Source organism: Paraclostridium tenue, from assembly GCF_039521565.1.
Taxonomy (GTDB): Bacteria; Bacillota; Clostridia; order Peptostreptococcales; family Peptostreptococcaceae; genus Paraclostridium; species Paraclostridium tenue.
On sequence record NZ_BAAACP010000008.1, the window covers coordinates 85,287 to 100,255 of the forward strand.

At 24.5% G+C, this 14,969-nt stretch carries 16 protein-coding genes; 11 read left to right on the forward strand and 5 right to left on the reverse strand.

The annotated features are described in order from the left end of the window. Position 1: 1 nt before the first annotated feature. Positions 2-211, reverse strand: a complete 210-nt coding sequence (locus ABFX13_RS08055; RefSeq protein ID WP_346044722.1) for a 4Fe-4S dicluster domain-containing protein — start codon at positions 209-211, stop codon at positions 2-4. 157 nt (positions 212-368) lie between these two features. On the opposite strand from ABFX13_RS08055, the gene pdxR reads away from it, so the two are divergent. Continuing rightward, positions 369-1,829: a MocR-like pyridoxine biosynthesis transcription factor PdxR gene (gene pdxR, locus ABFX13_RS08060; protein WP_346044725.1), complete on the forward strand. Its 1,461-nt coding sequence runs from the start codon at positions 369-371 to the stop codon at positions 1,827-1,829. A gap of 48 nt (positions 1,830-1,877) precedes the next feature. On the opposite strand, the gene ABFX13_RS08065 is transcribed toward pdxR, so the two are convergent. Further along, the gene (locus ABFX13_RS08065; RefSeq protein ID WP_346044727.1) at positions 1,878-2,744 is read right to left on the reverse strand and encodes a GGDEF domain-containing protein; all 867 of its coding nucleotides are present in this window, start codon (positions 2,742-2,744) and stop codon (positions 1,878-1,880) included. Positions 2,745-2,951: 207 nt separating this feature from the next. Continuing rightward, complete coding sequence (locus ABFX13_RS08070; RefSeq protein ID WP_346044729.1) at positions 2,952-3,173, reverse strand: LexA family protein; 222 nt, start codon at positions 3,171-3,173, stop codon at positions 2,952-2,954. Positions 3,174-3,363: 190 nt separating this feature from the next. On the opposite strand from ABFX13_RS08070, the gene ABFX13_RS08075 reads away from it, so the two are divergent. The 8 genes from ABFX13_RS08075 (at position 3,364) to ABFX13_RS08110 (ending at position 10,350) form a co-directional block, all read left to right on the forward strand. After that, on the forward strand, positions 3,364-4,170 hold the full coding sequence (locus ABFX13_RS08075; protein WP_346044731.1) for a RelA/SpoT domain-containing protein: 807 nt from the start codon (positions 3,364-3,366) through the stop codon (positions 4,168-4,170). A gap of 101 nt (positions 4,171-4,271) precedes the next feature. Beyond that, a complete protein-coding gene (locus ABFX13_RS08080; protein ID WP_346044733.1) occupies positions 4,272-4,964 on the forward strand; it encodes a PspA/IM30 family protein in 693 nt (230 codons plus the stop codon). Positions 4,965-5,020: 56 nt separating this feature from the next. After that, positions 5,021-5,698 (forward strand): hypothetical protein, encoded by a 678-nt coding sequence (locus ABFX13_RS08085; RefSeq protein WP_346044735.1) that lies wholly within the window; start codon positions 5,021-5,023, stop codon positions 5,696-5,698. Beyond that, positions 5,698-6,426, forward strand: a complete 729-nt coding sequence (locus ABFX13_RS08090; protein WP_346044737.1) for a hypothetical protein — start codon at positions 5,698-5,700, stop codon at positions 6,424-6,426. The genes ABFX13_RS08085 and ABFX13_RS08090 overlap by 1 nt, the downstream gene beginning before the upstream one ends. 339 nt (positions 6,427-6,765) lie before the next feature. Beyond that, positions 6,766-7,683 carry an ABC transporter substrate-binding protein gene (locus ABFX13_RS08095; RefSeq protein ID WP_147543795.1) on the forward strand — a complete coding sequence of 306 codons (918 nt, stop codon included), beginning with the start codon at positions 6,766-6,768 and terminating at the stop codon, positions 7,681-7,683. After that, complete coding sequence (locus ABFX13_RS08100) at positions 7,667-8,692, forward strand: FecCD family ABC transporter permease (protein ID WP_346044742.1); 1,026 nt, start codon at positions 7,667-7,669, stop codon at positions 8,690-8,692. The genes ABFX13_RS08095 and ABFX13_RS08100 overlap by 17 nt, the downstream gene beginning before the upstream one ends. After that, on the forward strand, positions 8,664-9,452 hold the full coding sequence (locus ABFX13_RS08105) for an ABC transporter ATP-binding protein (RefSeq protein WP_346044744.1): 789 nt from the start codon (positions 8,664-8,666) through the stop codon (positions 9,450-9,452). Before ABFX13_RS08100 ends, ABFX13_RS08105 begins: the two co-directional genes overlap by 29 nt. Positions 9,453-9,561: 109 nt before the next feature. Then, on the forward strand, positions 9,562-10,350 hold the full coding sequence (locus ABFX13_RS08110; protein WP_346044746.1) for a GNAT family N-acetyltransferase: 789 nt from the start codon (positions 9,562-9,564) through the stop codon (positions 10,348-10,350). A 381-nt stretch (positions 10,351-10,731) separates the two neighbouring features. Here the strand turns inward: ABFX13_RS08110 and ABFX13_RS08115 are convergent, their stop codons facing one another. Continuing rightward, positions 10,732-11,544, reverse strand: coding sequence for a MerR family transcriptional regulator (locus tag ABFX13_RS08115; protein WP_346044749.1), 813 nt, complete (start codon positions 11,542-11,544; stop codon positions 10,732-10,734). 114 nt (positions 11,545-11,658) lie between these two features. Between ABFX13_RS08115 and ABFX13_RS08120 the strand changes: the two genes are divergently transcribed. Beyond that, the gene (locus ABFX13_RS08120; RefSeq protein ID WP_346044751.1) at positions 11,659-13,026 is read left to right on the forward strand and encodes an MATE family efflux transporter; all 1,368 of its coding nucleotides are present in this window, start codon (positions 11,659-11,661) and stop codon (positions 13,024-13,026) included. Here the strand turns inward: ABFX13_RS08120 and ABFX13_RS08125 are convergent. Beyond that, entirely contained in the window at positions 13,015-13,341 is a 327-nt protein-coding gene (locus ABFX13_RS08125) for a LuxR C-terminal-related transcriptional regulator (RefSeq protein ID WP_346044754.1), read from the reverse strand. The two genes, ABFX13_RS08120 and ABFX13_RS08125, sit on opposite strands and share 12 nt — an antisense overlap. A gap of 232 nt (positions 13,342-13,573) precedes the next feature. On the opposite strand from ABFX13_RS08125, the gene ABFX13_RS08130 reads away from it, so the two are divergent. Beyond that, entirely contained in the window at positions 13,574-14,944 is a 1,371-nt protein-coding gene (locus tag ABFX13_RS08130; RefSeq protein ID WP_346044756.1) for a GTP pyrophosphokinase, read from the forward strand. Positions 14,945-14,969: the final 25 nt, after the last annotated feature.

The window sequence follows — 14,969 nt, forward strand, 5'->3', positions numbered from 1 at the left end:
ATTACTCATCAATCTCCATCATTTTAATTTCTATTACAGATGCAGGGCAAACTTTAGCACATTTACCACATCCAACACATCTACTTAAATTTATTTTTGCAAATACACCTTGTTCAATATTTATAAGTTGTAAAGGGCAGACCTTAACACAAGTACCACAGGCAACACAATAGTCTTTATCTACTACTGTTTTCTTTTTATTTTTTAACATTACTAAACCCTCCATATATATTATTTAATTAAATTATATTAATTCGATTTTAAAAGATATGTAACTATATCACTTAAATAGATAATTATCAAAAAGCTTTTAATTGCAAAACATATACAATAATTGATATTATAGTAAGTAACAGTGAGGTGATAAATTGTTATTTTCAGACTTAAAATTAAATGATAAGGAACCAATTTACATACAAATAAAAAATTACATAGATATTATGATAAACAAAGGTTTAATACCAAATAACAGTAAGTTACCTTCTACAAGGGAGCTTAGTCAATTTTTAAATGTAAGTAGAAACTCTATAATATCAGCCTATGAAGAATTAAAAGCTGATGGAACAATATACTCAGTTTCAGGTAAAGGAACTTTTGTAAATCACAAAAATACTACTTTAAATAATTCTTGGAATATAGATTTTGAAAGCTTTGAAAATGAATATAGTAAAATAGCAAATGAAATGGATATTGTAAAAAGTGAAATACCTTGGAGATCTGATTTAATATCTTTTAAAAGTATATCTCCAAATGGTGATTTATTTGATATAGATGAACTTAAAAAATCTTTTTTAAATAGGATAGCATTAGAAGGACATAAAATACTAAATTATGGTTATGCACAAGGCTATAAGCCACTTATAGATTATTTATTAAGCTATATGAATACAAAAGGGGTAGACACTACAAATAAAGATATATTAATAACAAATGGATTTACAGAAGGGCTTGATTTATTATTATCTTCTTTTACAGAAAAAGGAGATTATATAATATGCGAAAATCCAACTCACAATACAGCAATAAAAATATTTAAATCATTAGGATTAAATATAGTGGGTATAGATATAAATAAAGATGGTCTAGATTTTAAAATGCTAGAAGAGAAGCTAGATAGTTTAAAAAATGAAAAAAATATAAAAATAAAATTTGCATATATAACTCCGTCTTATCATAATCCAACAGGAACAGTTATGAGTCCAGAGGATAGATACAAATTTTACAACTTAATGAAAAAACACAATATAGCTATAATAGAAGATGGATTTAATGAAGAATTATTATATTCAAGTTCTCATATATTCCCAATAGCATCATTAGATAATCTAAATAATGGTGTAATATATATAGGAAGCTTTTCAAAGATATTATTCCCAGGACTTAGAATTGGATGGATATTATGCGATAAAAAAGTTATATCAAGACTTGAAAGTGTAAAAAGATGTAAAAGTATACATGTATCTTTTTTAGACCAAGCGATATTATATGATTATTTAAGTAATGGAGCTTTTGATAAATATGTAAAAAAGATTAAAAAGTTTTATGGTGATAAATTTAACTTTACATATGATTGTGTTAAAAAGTATATTCCTAATGATTATGTATTAGGTGAAGGTGGACTTCATATTTTTATTAAATTAAAAAATATAGATTCAAGAAAATTATTAAATAAATGCTACGAAAAGGGCGTAATATTTATGCCTGGAGATATATTTTACACAGATGATAAAGGAAAGGACACATTAAGATTAGGAATTTCAAGACTTTCTTTAGAAGATATAGAAAAAGGAATAAAAATAATTGGAGATAGTATAAAAGAATTAAGTTAAAGTTTTAATTATTTTAAATTTCTTAATGGATATTTTTAAAAATATCCATTAAGAAATAGTATCTTTATCTTTTTTAGATCTATATAATTTATCATCAACTAATTTCAATGCTTCATTAAAATTTATATTGTCTTTATTTAAATGAGTTATACCAAAACTGCAAGTAACATTAATTTTATTATCTTCATGTATAAAATCTGTATTTTTAATAAGAATTTTTAAATTCTTAATTATCTTATAAGTTTCTCTGACAGAAACGTTTTCGATAACGGCTATAAATTCATCTCCACCATATCTACAAGTCCAGCCATTAAAAGTTTTAATATAATTATCTAATAAATGGGCAACTTCTTTAATAACATAATCACCGCATAAATGCCCATAAGTATCGTTAATAGATTTAAACTTATCAATATCTAACATTACTAAGCTAATTGAAAAATCTGATTTGGATAAATTTTCTAAAGCAACTGGGAGATGTTCATCTAGATATCTTCTATTAAAGATTTTAGTCAACTCATCTGTAATCACAATAGTATTAAGTCTATCTATTTCGCGTTTGAGCTCGTCAATTGTTTTATCTTTGTAAAGAGAAAGCATAGTATCATTAGTCACATCCTTTATAAGTTCAATAACATAATTATTTTCATTTAATTTAAATGGTGCAGCTATTATCATATATGTTTTATCTCCTAAAGTCTCTAATTTAGTAAATGAAGCGTTTTCATTTAAAGCCCTCATAGAGATACAATTAGAACATGGAGTTTGATTTTTCCAATAATCATAACATTTATGACTTTCTGTGGGTCTAATAGTATTATCAAAGTTTATAATTCTTTTATTTTTAGGATCAATTATTCTTTGAATTATAAATACATTCTTCAAAACCTCAATGCTATTATCTGCAAGAGTCAAAAAAATTTCACTTCCTTTCTTATAACAACCCTACTAAATATTATAAGGGGTTAACTATTTATTTGCAAATTTTAGGATATAATAGTTATTTTTTACAAATAAGTAAAATTAAACCTCATAATTTTAGCATATAAACTAAAAAATATGAGGTTTAATTTAAAAGAGTATTAAATTTTACATTAATTTAAACCTAGTAAACAATATAATTTATTTATTATCTAAAATAACTATAGATCTAGGTTGCTTAGACTTTCTTTCTATGTAGCCAAGTTTTTCAAGTTTTTGCAAATGGCAAAAAACAGTAGAAGAAGAACTTAAATTAACGCCTTTAGCAATTTCTCTAATAGAAGGTGGGTACCCTGTTTTTGCAGTTGATGATTTTATAAAGTTTAAAATCTCAACTTGCTTATAATATAATTTAGAATACATATGAGTACTACCTCCTTGTATTAAATATATGTAAAATTGAGTATAAGATAATAATATAATAACACTTTTTACTAAAAAAATCAAACATATGTTTGGAGTAAGCATAATTATTAAAATAATAGTATAGTTAAAAACTTATATTTTGATATATAATAATAGATGAATTAATATCAAAAGTGAGGATGCTACAATGCTAATAAAAGATGAATTTTTTAAAAATTATCAAATAACCGAAGAAGAATTAAAAGAAAATAATATAAATTGGAATGAAATAGAAAAAATATATGAAGACTATATAATATATAGAAAAAGTTATGAAACTCAAGCAGAATTAATAGCTACAATACTTAGAAGCCACCCTAAAGTTCATTCTGTTAAAACTAGAGTTAAAGATCCAGAACATTTAATAGAAAAGATAATAAGAAAAGTAGAAGATAGAAGAAAAAAATACGGTAAAGACTTTCATTTTACAGTAGATAATTATAAAAGTGAAATAACAGATTTAGTTGGTATAAGAGTAATACATATATTTAAAGAAGATTGGGAAGAAATACATAATTTTATAACTAGTATGTGGAAAGTTCTTGAAATTGTTTCAAATGTACGTGAAGGAGATAATACTAAGAAATTTGAAGAACTAGGAATAGAAGTTTGTTCAAGAATATCAGGATATAGATCTGTTCATTATTTAATAGAATCTTACCCGACTACACAAAAGATAATCGCTGAAATTCAAGTTAGAACAATATTTGAAGAAGGTTATGGAGAAATAGACCATCAACTTAGATATTCACATAAACAAATACCAGAAGTTTTAGCACAAAATTTAATGCTTTTAAATAGAATAGCAGGAAGCTCAGATGAAATGGCATCTTTAATAAATGTATTAAGTGAAAGCATAGAAGATGTTAAAACTGAATATGAAGAAAAATTAAAAGAAAAAGATAAAGAAATACAAGAATTATTAAAAATAATAGAAGATAAAAATAACAAATAATTACAAATTTAAATTATTGTGGAAAACATTATAATTTATGATATTATATATATTAATAATTAACTTAAGATAAAAAAGTAAATTAAATGTTAATTAATAAAATGAATGGAGATGAAAAAATAATGGGATTTTTTAAAAGACTTAAAAATGTTGTAGAAGCTAAAGCTAACAAAGCTATTGAAAAGCATGAAGACCCAATAGAAATGTTAGAGTTATCAATTAATAAAAAAGAAAAATTACTTCAAGATGCTAAAAAACAATGTGCAAACTTTATAGCATCAGTAGATAATATAAGAAATGAAAAGAAAACTTTAGAAGAAAGAATAGATAAATATGAGCAAGCTACTAAAGCAGCTTTATTAAAAGAAGATAATGAAAAAGCTCAAAGTTTTGTTAAACAAAAATTAGAAATACAAGAAAAATTAACTCAAACAGTAGAAAGAATACAAATACAAGATAAAAAGATACAAGAAATCAAGTTTAAAATAGAAGAATTAGAACTTGAAATATCTAAAATGAAATCTAAAAAACAAGAATTAGCTACAAGACTTGATGTTGCTGAAATAAACAATGAAATAAATGAAACATTATCAGGGCTTAGTGATGACCATGGTATAAACTTAGATGAACTTGAAAAGAAAGTTCAACAAAAAGAAAGTTATGGTAAAGCACTTGAAGATATGAAACCAAAAAATGAAGATTCTATGCTTGATGATTATATAAATAACTCACCTGTAGTTGACTCTAAAGTTGAAGATGAACTTGAGAGAATAAAAAGAGAAATGAATAAATAATTACTACTTAAGGTAGATGGTCAAAGGCTATCTACCTTTTTGGGGAGGGAAACGACATGAACGAAAAGATACTACAAGAAAAGAAAAAATATGATAAGCTATATACTGATTTAGTATTTTCTGTAAATGATTTAAAACAAATTTTAAGCGATAAAGAATTAAATAAAAGAGTTTTTATTAGAAAAGTAGATGACCTTTCTGAATATATGTCTTTTTTAAGTAAATTAGAAAAAGAAGATGAACAAGAAGATAAAGGTTTATTTTCTAAAATATTTAAGAAAAGACCAGATATTGATACACAAATTCAAGCTTATTTAACTAAAGATAAAAGAGAATCTATAAATAAACTTGATAAATGTGCTAAATGCAAATGCATAAACTGTGTAAGTGAGTGCCCTTTTAATAGATGCATAAACTGTAGGGAATTAGAATATACTTATGAATGTGATAAAGAAAAGTTCTGTTTTACAAAATCAACTGATACTGTAACGTTATATAATGAAGATGAAGAATTTAAATTTGATGTTAAAGGATACTTAATAGAAAAAAATGAAGATGGATCTTTAAATAGATATGTATATTTAGTTGATACTAAAGACAATGATAATCAGCAATTATTACAATACTATAAATTTAAAGGTGAAGAAAGTTATGACTCTGTAATAGAGGGAGATGATGATAGCAATTTAGATAGACTATATAATAAGTTTATAGAAATGGGGTTAAATGTATAATGAAGAATTTAAAAAGAAATATTACCCTTTTTTTAACTTTATTTATATTTACAATAACTTGTGCATTTAGTTTTTCAATTGATAAAGCCTATGCTAATACATATGAAAAAGGAAAAAATACACTAGAATATCAAGTTGCTAAAGGAAGTTCGCATAGTTCGAGGCCAAGGATAAGTTCAAGGCCAAATACAAGTAGTTATAGACCTAGTTCTGGGAGTAGTTTTAAGTCGAGTTTTAAATCAAAAAGTAGTACGACAAAGCCTAGTTCAAGTAGTTTTAAATCAAAATCTAAATCAGATGCTATAAAACCTAAATCAAGTAGTCTAAAGCCAGACTCAGGAAAATTTAGCACAAAGCCAACACCCAAAGAAAGTAAAAGTGAAAGCTCAGATAGTGATATAAAAAAACCAAAATCAAGTAGTATAAAACCAGACTCAGGAAAATTTAGCACAAAGCCAAGCACAAAACCTAATACAAATAGCAATGATAAATCAGAGTCTAGTAATAATAAAAAGTATTATGATGACGATTATAGAGGTTCAAGAAGAACCTATATACCACATAGTTATGGCGGAGGATTTTTTGGATTTGGTGGATATAATCCATTTAGATATATGGGATACAGACTTGGAATAAGACCTATTATAATGGATGTAGTTTTAATAATAACTGTATTAATAGTTTTATATATAATAATAGATTTTATAAGAAGCAGAAAAAATAGATAAAAATGGAAATTAAATTTAAAAAATTAGATTAAATTTCATATATAAGGGCATATAATAAATAAAGTCTAATTAACCACTTATAAATTAAAAAAGCTAAGTTAGTATATAAAAACACTTAAATATAATTTCTTCTGAGAGTTATATAATAACTAAAGTATTTAAATTAAAATTTAAAGGCATGCTCTCTTAGTATGCTTTTTTTGTATTTTACATAAAAAGTTAATTACCAAATTATACATATATAGAAGGAAATAAATATAAAATGTAGAACTATATACTAAAATGAATTAATTTATACAAGTGGTAAAAATTTAGAAATTTTAAGTAAGGAGAAGTGAAATGAAGAAAAGAATTTTAGCATTAATAACAGGTATTTTTGTAGTAATGATGGCTGTTGTTGGATGTGGTCAAAAAGATGTTGTAATAAAAGATAGAGAAGGAAATGATTTTAAAGTTCCAGCTAAAGTTGATAGAATAATATCAACAGCTCCATCAAATACAGAAATATTAGTTGAATTAGGATTAGCTGATAAATTGGTTGCTGTAGATAAATATTCTGCTGATGTAGCAGGTTTACCTAAAAACATTAAATTAATAGATTTTTCAAATCCAGATCCTGAAGCAATAATATCATTAAATCCAGATATGATAATAGCATCAGGACATAATAAAACTGAAAAAGGACAAGATCCATTTAAAGTTATTAGTGAAGCTGGTATAAGCGTTGCTTATATACCAAGTAGTACAAGCATAAATGGTATATATGATGATATAATGTTTATAGCTGACATAACAGGAACTAAAGAAAAAGGTCAAAAAATAGTTGATAACATGAAAAATGAAATTAACGAAATAGCTAAAATAGGAAAAACTATAAAAACTAAGAAAAAAGTATACTTTGAAATAGGGCCTTCACCAAACTTATATAGCTTTGGAGATGCAACATTCTTAAATGAAATGATAAACTTAGTTGGTGGAGAAAATATATTTGTAGACCAAAATGGATGGGTATCACCAAGTGCAGAATCTGTAATAGAAAAAAATCCAGATGTAATATTAACTAATGTAAATTATGTTCCAGATGCAGTTAAAGAAATAAAAGGCCGTGAAGGATGGCAAAACATAGCAGCAGTAAAAAATGGGAAAGTATATTTAGTAGATACAAATTCATCTTCTAGACCATCTCAAAATATAGTAAAAGCATTAAAACAAATGGCGGAGTTTATAAATCCAGATGCATATGCAAAACAAAAATAAACAATTAGTGATACTATCAATACCGTTAGTATTTCTAATATTTAGTATTGGAACTTCCATAGGGAGTTCCAATATTCATGTATTAGACACTATTAGTATAATACTTAATAAGATATTTAATACACCTTTAAAAGAAGGAATAGACCCAAAAGATATGTCAATAATATGGTTACTTAGACTACCAAGGGTACTACTAGCATTTATGGTAGGAGGTTGCTTAGGTGTTAGCGGTTGTGTAGTTCAATCAATTCTAAAAAATGAATTAGCATCTCCTTATACACTAGGAGTATCTTCAGGAGCTTCACTAGGTGCAGGTCTTGTTATAATTCTTGGTATATCAATACCATTTCTCGGGCAATTAACTCTTCCTGTGATAGGTTTTTTATGTGGATTATTAACAGTATATGCCGTAGTAATTTTTTCTTCTAAAATAGATAAAACTATGTCAAATAATACTATTATACTAGCAGGTATGGTATTTTCACTATTTGTAAATGCACTACTTACAACACTTACAGCAATTTTTAGTGAAGATATAAAAAGTATAAGTCTTTGGCAAATGGGTAGTTTTTCTATGAAGGGATGGTCATATGTAAAAGCATTAATTCCATTTTTAATAATAGGTATCATAGGAGTTTTAAAATATACCAAGGAAATGGATATATTAACATTTGGAGAAGAACAAGCAAAAGCAGTAGGTGTTGATACAAGTAAAGTTAAGAAAAATTTATTTATATTTACTGCAGTTTTAACAGGAAGTGCAATAGCTCTAAGTGGGACTATAGGATTTGTAGATTTAATAGCACCACATGTAGTAAGAAAAATATTTGGTTCAAAACATAAATACGTTATACCAATGTCTTTTGTATTTGGAGGTTCATTAATGGTTATAACAGATTTAATAGCAAGAACTATTATTTCCCCAGCAGAACTTCCAGTTGGAGCAATAACAGCTATAATAGGTGCACCATTCTTTGCATATGTGTACTTTAGCAAAGGAAAGAAGTGATAAAATGCTAGAAGTAAAAAATCTTTATTGTGGGTATGATGATACTTTTATCATAAAAAATGTTAATTTTAAAGTTGAAAGAGGAAAAAATCTTTGTATAGTAGGACCTAATGGATGTGGTAAAAGTACACTTTTAAAATCTATAGCAAATATCTTAGATTACAAAGGAAGTATAAAAATAGATAATATGGAAGTTCGCAATTTTTCAAGAAAAGAACTTGCAAAAAAAGTAGGGCTAATGAGCCAAATAACTCAAATTTATTTTCCCTATACTATATATGAAACTGTTGCACTTGGAAGATATGCTCATTCAAAAGGCATTTTTAATTCTTTAAGTAAAAAAGACAAAGATATTATTTTAGATTCTATTGATAAAGTAGGTCTTTTAGATATAAAAGACAAGCATATTAATGAATTAAGTGGAGGACAATTACAAAGAGTATTTTTAGCAAGAACATTTGCTCAAGACCCAGATGTAATATTATTAGATGAACCTACAAATCACCTTGATTTAAAATATCAAATAGAATTACTACAACATTTATCAAAGTGGACCAAAGAAAAAAACAAAATAGTTATTGGAGTAATTCATGATTTAAATTTAGTTCACTATTTTAGTGACGATGTTTGTTTATTAAATCATGGAGAAATAATTTGTTATGGAAATTCTAAAGATGTATTTAATGGAGAGCATTTAAAAAATGTATATAATATAGATATAAAAAAATTTATGCTAGATGTACTTGAAAAATGGAAATAGTTATGCTTTTGCATAGCTATTTTTTTGTTGCAACTATATATTTTAAAGGATATTATTTATAGTTAAAGAATATATATAAGCTATATATTTAAAGTTAGGAGAGGATAATATGCTTTTAAAGTTAAATAATGAGCATAAAGATATAGTTTTAAATTATGTAGCAAAAGAACCTAGTATAAATTTATTTATAATAGGTGATATTGAACAATATGGATTTGATAAAGATTTTCAAGATGTTTGGGGAAAGTTTGACGATGAAAATAAATTAAAAGGTGTTTTATTAAGATTTACAAATAACTTCGTTCCATATATAGAGAACTTAAATGAAGATGTATCAGAATTTAAAGAAATCATAAAATCATATAAAGGAAATAAAATTATATCAGGAAAAGATACTATAATAGAGAAATTCAAAGATGTAATAGATGATTATGAAGAAAAGCCTACTTACTTTTGTGAACTAAGAGATAATAAAAAACTTCTACCATGGGATGATAGTATAAAACTTGGGAAAGAAGAAGATGCAAAGAGAATATATGATTTATTAATAACAATAGAAGAATTTAATGTAAAAGATAGTGTTGATACTATAAGAGATAGGATACAAGACAATAGTAAAATAGTTTATTATATAGAAAATGATGATAAAGAAATAATAACTATGGCACAAGTAGTCGCAGAAAATAGTAAATCTGCAATGATAGTAGGTGTAGCAACTAGAAAAGGATATAGAGAAAAAGGATATATGAGTAAATGTTTATCAAAATTATGTAATGATTTACTAGAAAGAAATAAGTTTTTATGTTTATTTTATGATAATCCAAAGGCAGGAAAAGTATACCACAAATTAGGATTTAAAGAGATAGGAATATGGACCATGTTAGTAGAAAAATTATAGATATTTAAATTAATTAAGAAAAATATTTGCATATTTTATTTATAATTAAATATATAAGATAAATTAAAAAAACTCCATAAAATAATGGAGTTTTTTATTAATTTTTAGCAAACTCTATTAATTTAAAGCTTCCAGCAGTAACAAATACAAGTCCTATAAGAAGTATAGCTATTAAATTAAAAATATAACTTTTAATTTTTATAATACTCATAATAATGTTATTAAAATATTTATTTATTAATTCTAATAACATTATATAAAAGTAAAAAAGCAATATCTATTACATTAAGTCATTAAAAAAAGTGACCTAAGTCACTTTTAAAGTAATGTAGAAAGTTAAATAAATAATTAAGTTTAATAACTTTTGTAAGGTTATTTTATTTAAAATTTCGCTTTGACAGGAATAACAATTTTAGTTATATAATCTTTTGAAGTATAAGATGTTAAACTATCTAAAATACCATATTCAAAAGAAGGTCCAATTATTTCATAATTATTTTTATTAATATTGTTTATTAAAATTTCGTAAGTTTTACCTATATTTGAATATTCACCTTTGTGCAAAGCTACAGCATAAAGTCCTTTAGACTTTTCAATAACATTTTCACCTTTTAATTTTTTATAAAGTGGAAAAAACACAGAATCAGCAGTGGTATATTTTTTAAGCAATAAATTTTCAAGAGAAATTATAGTTCCCAACTGATAATAGTAAGGGTACTTATTGTTAGTTACAGTTGTTAACAACTTTTTAAAAGCTATATCAGTTTGCAAAAGGTCAAAAGGAGATTCAACTTTTTGTAAAACTAAATATTCTAATTCCATTTCTTCAAAATAAACATCATTTTTATAATTATCTAAACTTTCTATTGTGTCTATTTTATTTTCTAGCCTTTTAATAGTTCTTTGAATGTTTTTAACTTGTTCATCTAATTTTATTTTTTGCTGTTTTAAAAGATGTAGTGCTTTATTATCATCTCTTTTAACTAAAAACTCTTTTATTTCTTTTATAGGTATACCGATTTCTCTTAAAATTAAAATGCTATCTAAAACTTCTAATTGTTCTGAAGTATAATATCTATAACCATTATTTTCATCAACAATATTAGGTTTAAATAAATCTATATTATCATAATATATTAATGTTTGTTTGCTCATACCATGAAGCTTTGCTAACTCACCTACTGTAAATTTCATATATAACACCTGCCATTTTTATTTTAAATTTTTCTTGACAATATAGTTACTATATCCTTCACAATTATTAATGTCAAGCAATATCAATTATTTAAAAATAATAGAGGTGTAAAAATGGAAGATGTATTTGCTAAAAAACAAAATTATAGGCAGTTTTTAAGATATGTATTGCCATCAATTATTACAATGATATTTTTATCATTTTATACAACTATAGATGGATTTTTTGTATCAAGATATGTAAACTCAGATGCTTTAGCATCAATAAATATTGTTATACCAATAACTTGTGTTGTATTTGGTATAGCAGTAATGTTAGCTACAGGTTCTGGAGCATTAGTGGGTATAAAACTTGGTGAAAAAGATAAAATTGGAGCTAATCAACTATTTTCATTTATAACAGTTACATTACTTATTATAGGTATAGTACTTACTGTTTTTGGTGTAATATTTTTAGAACCTATATTAATGTTTTTAGGAACAACTAAAAAATTATTACCATATGCAAAATCTTATGGACTAATAACTGTACTTATGACAATTCCTATGATGTTTAAATTATACTTTGAGTATTACACTCGTGTAGATGGAAGCCCTAAAGTAGCACTTTTAATGTCTAGTTTAGGATTATTTTTAAATGTAGTTTTCGATTTTTTATTTATAGTAGTATTAAAAATGGGAATAGCAGGAGCTGGACTAGGAACATATATAGCAATAACTTTATCAGCACTAGTAGGATTATTTTATTTTAAAGGAAGTAAATCACTTTTAAAATTTACAAAACCAAAAGTAGATTTTAAAGCTTTATTTAATTCTTGCTATAATGGAAGTTCAGAAATGTTTACAGAACTATCAACAGGTATAACTACATTTTTATTTAATAAAAGTATACTATCATTTAGTGGAGAAAATGGAATAGCAGCAATGTCTATTATAATTTATATGTACTATTTCTTTATAGCAGTATACTTTGGAGTAGCAGTTGGAATATCTCCTATGATTAGTTATAACTTTGGAGCTAAAAATAAGGAAAAAATAAAAGAAAGTTTAAGACATAGTTTTGTAACTATTGGATGGAGTTCTGTGGTTATATTTTTAATTTCAATGTTTTTAGGAAAAAATATAATAGGATTATTTACAAAGGATTTAGAAGTATATAAAATTGCTGTTTCAGGTATTAAATTATTCTCTTATGGATTTTTAATTATAGGGCTTAATGTATTTATGTCTGGATACTTTACAGCAATAGGAAATGGGCAGGTATCTGCAATAATATCAGTACTAAGATCACTTATATTCGTAGTAGCTACAATAACAATACTTCCAGGATTTATAGGTGTAAATGGAATATGGTTAGCTATACCTATAGCAGAATTACTCACTATATTTTTCTCACTAACTTTTTATTTTAGAAAAGGAAGAGATATATTGGAAGAAAAAGAAAAAGTTTGTAAACAGAGGCAAACCCCACTAAGAAATTAAACATAATAATTTATTATATTTAAATATAATATTAGTTATATTATTTTTTATAGTACCCTCTGATAAATATAAATTCTCACTTATTTCTTTATTGGTAAGCCCATTAGCTATTAAAGAGATAATATCTATCTCTTTTTGTGTCAAATTAGATTCTTTGATAACTTTATCTACACATATACTGCTTTCATTAAAAATAATCTTACTTATAACACTTTTATCAAGTACTACATTACCATAAAAACTAGATTTTATCCATTCATACAAAACTTCATCTGAACTATCTTTTAATAAATAACCAGAAGCTCCAAATTTCATAGCATTTTTAATATACTCATCATCATTAAAAGTAGTAAGAACTAATACACATATAGATTTATTAAATCCTCCTATAATTTAGGCATTTAAAAATTTATACTACACTTATAATAATTTAGATTAAGTTTTTATTCAACAAAATTACATACATATAACAATTTCGTTATTTGATTAAATTAACATTTTTGTGTAAAATTTAGATATATAAAAAGGACATCAAGGAGAACTTAGTATGAGTTTGAGAGAATTTGAATATATAGATGAATCAATAGAAATACTTAAAGAAATAACACCTACCCTTAATATGTTATCAGAAGAATTGATAGTTTACTTTGAAAATATACTTAATGAATATGAACAAGAGTATCTAAATGTTAATTCAAGAGTAAAGTCTGAATATAGTTTAAGAGAAAAAATAATAAGAAATAAATATTTAAAAAAATATAAAAATCCTAAAGAATTGATACATAATTTATCAGACTTAATAGGTGTTAGATTAGAATGTAGATTTATAGAAGAAGAAAGAAAGAAATTTAAATTATTAAAAAATTATTTTAATAAAACAGAAGATAATATTTATTATTATAATGAAGAAAATGAAAATATAAGAATAAGACTTGATAAAGAACAGCCAAGAAAGCAAAAAAATGGATTTGAAATATATAGAATAGATGGATTATTTTTATATAGTGATAAAAAAATTAGTTTTGAAATACAAATAAAATCAATGGTAAACATATTTTGGAGCGATATAGAGCATAATGTTATTTACAAAAATAATGCTTATTTAATGATGGATAAATTTTTAAGTGATGTATTAGCATCTATAAAAAACAACTTGACAATGATTGATAATCAATTGTTGTCAGTTTCTAAAACTTTTAGTTCAACAACAACTAAAGATAAAGCATCACAGCAAAAATCCATGGAAAAGTTTTTAGCAAAAATAGCTTATGATACATTTGCTGAAAAGATGGAAGAAAATATAGGTTTTATAATAGACTTTAAAAAACCTTGTGAAACTATAATAAACTATTCTTTTAATAAAAATAATGAAGGTGTAGATTTTAAAGAAGATACTACCATACAAGGGCTTATAAGAATAAATGAAATTTCTAAAAAGGATATTGATTTTAATTCAAAAATAAGATTTGGGAAACTTCCAAAATTTGAAGATGAATTTTGCGAAAGACTTGGAAATTTTATAATACCTAAGTTAAACTGTGAGTTTATATGGAATTTATTTTTTAGAATACTATTTGAAGTAGAGCCACTTAACAATAAAAAAGACTTTGAAAACTTTATTTTATTTATAAAAGAAAAAGTAGTTTCTATAAAACATAAAGCAAAACTTGAGTTAAAATTTAATACTAACAGTAAACATATATTAAATGACATATATATGAAAGTTGTAGATACTTTAATAGAAATTGATTCTATTGAGATTGTATATGAGGAAAATTTAGATAGTATAAAAAATATAACTAAAAAAATAATAAATGATATTTGTAAAAATGTAGATTCATATAAAGAATATGAATCTAAAAAAGAAAAGTATATGGAACTTATGAGCAAAAAAATAAAAGATGCTATACATGATTAAATCTAAAAAAGAGATACATTTTTAT

What these genes read in the sequence shown, in the direction of transcription:
- ABFX13_RS08055 (WP_346044722.1), bottom strand. Translation starts at nt 211, where the DNA reads ATGTTAAAAAATAAAAAGAAAACAGTAGTAGATAAAGACTATTGTGTT.
- ABFX13_RS08070 (WP_346044729.1), bottom strand. Translation starts at nt 3,173, where the DNA reads ATGTATTCTAAATTATATTATAAGCAAGTTGAGATTTTAAACTTTATA.
- ABFX13_RS08075 (WP_346044731.1), top strand. Translation starts at nt 3,364, where the DNA reads ATGCTAATAAAAGATGAATTTTTTAAAAATTATCAAATAACCGAAGAA.
- ABFX13_RS08080 (WP_346044733.1), top strand. Translation starts at nt 4,272, where the DNA reads ATGAATGGAGATGAAAAAATAATGGGATTTTTTAAAAGACTTAAAAAT.
- ABFX13_RS08085 (WP_346044735.1), top strand. Translation starts at nt 5,021, where the DNA reads ATGAACGAAAAGATACTACAAGAAAAGAAAAAATATGATAAGCTATAT.
- ABFX13_RS08090 (WP_346044737.1), top strand. Translation starts at nt 5,698, where the DNA reads ATGAAGAATTTAAAAAGAAATATTACCCTTTTTTTAACTTTATTTATA.
- ABFX13_RS08095 (WP_147543795.1), top strand. Translation starts at nt 6,766, where the DNA reads ATGAAGAAAAGAATTTTAGCATTAATAACAGGTATTTTTGTAGTAATG.
- ABFX13_RS08100 (WP_346044742.1), top strand. Translation starts at nt 7,667, where the DNA reads ATGCAAAACAAAAATAAACAATTAGTGATACTATCAATACCGTTAGTA.
- ABFX13_RS08105 (WP_346044744.1), top strand. Translation starts at nt 8,664, where the DNA reads ATGTGTACTTTAGCAAAGGAAAGAAGTGATAAAATGCTAGAAGTAAAA.
- ABFX13_RS08110 (WP_346044746.1), top strand. Translation starts at nt 9,562, where the DNA reads ATGCTTTTAAAGTTAAATAATGAGCATAAAGATATAGTTTTAAATTAT.
- ABFX13_RS08115 (WP_346044749.1), bottom strand. Translation starts at nt 11,544, where the DNA reads ATGAAATTTACAGTAGGTGAGTTAGCAAAGCTTCATGGTATGAGCAAA.
- ABFX13_RS08120 (WP_346044751.1), top strand. Translation starts at nt 11,659, where the DNA reads ATGGAAGATGTATTTGCTAAAAAACAAAATTATAGGCAGTTTTTAAGA.
- ABFX13_RS08125 (WP_346044754.1), bottom strand. Translation starts at nt 13,341, where the DNA reads ATGAAATTTGGAGCTTCTGGTTATTTATTAAAAGATAGTTCAGATGAA.
- ABFX13_RS08130 (WP_346044756.1), top strand. Translation starts at nt 13,574, where the DNA reads ATGAGTTTGAGAGAATTTGAATATATAGATGAATCAATAGAAATACTT.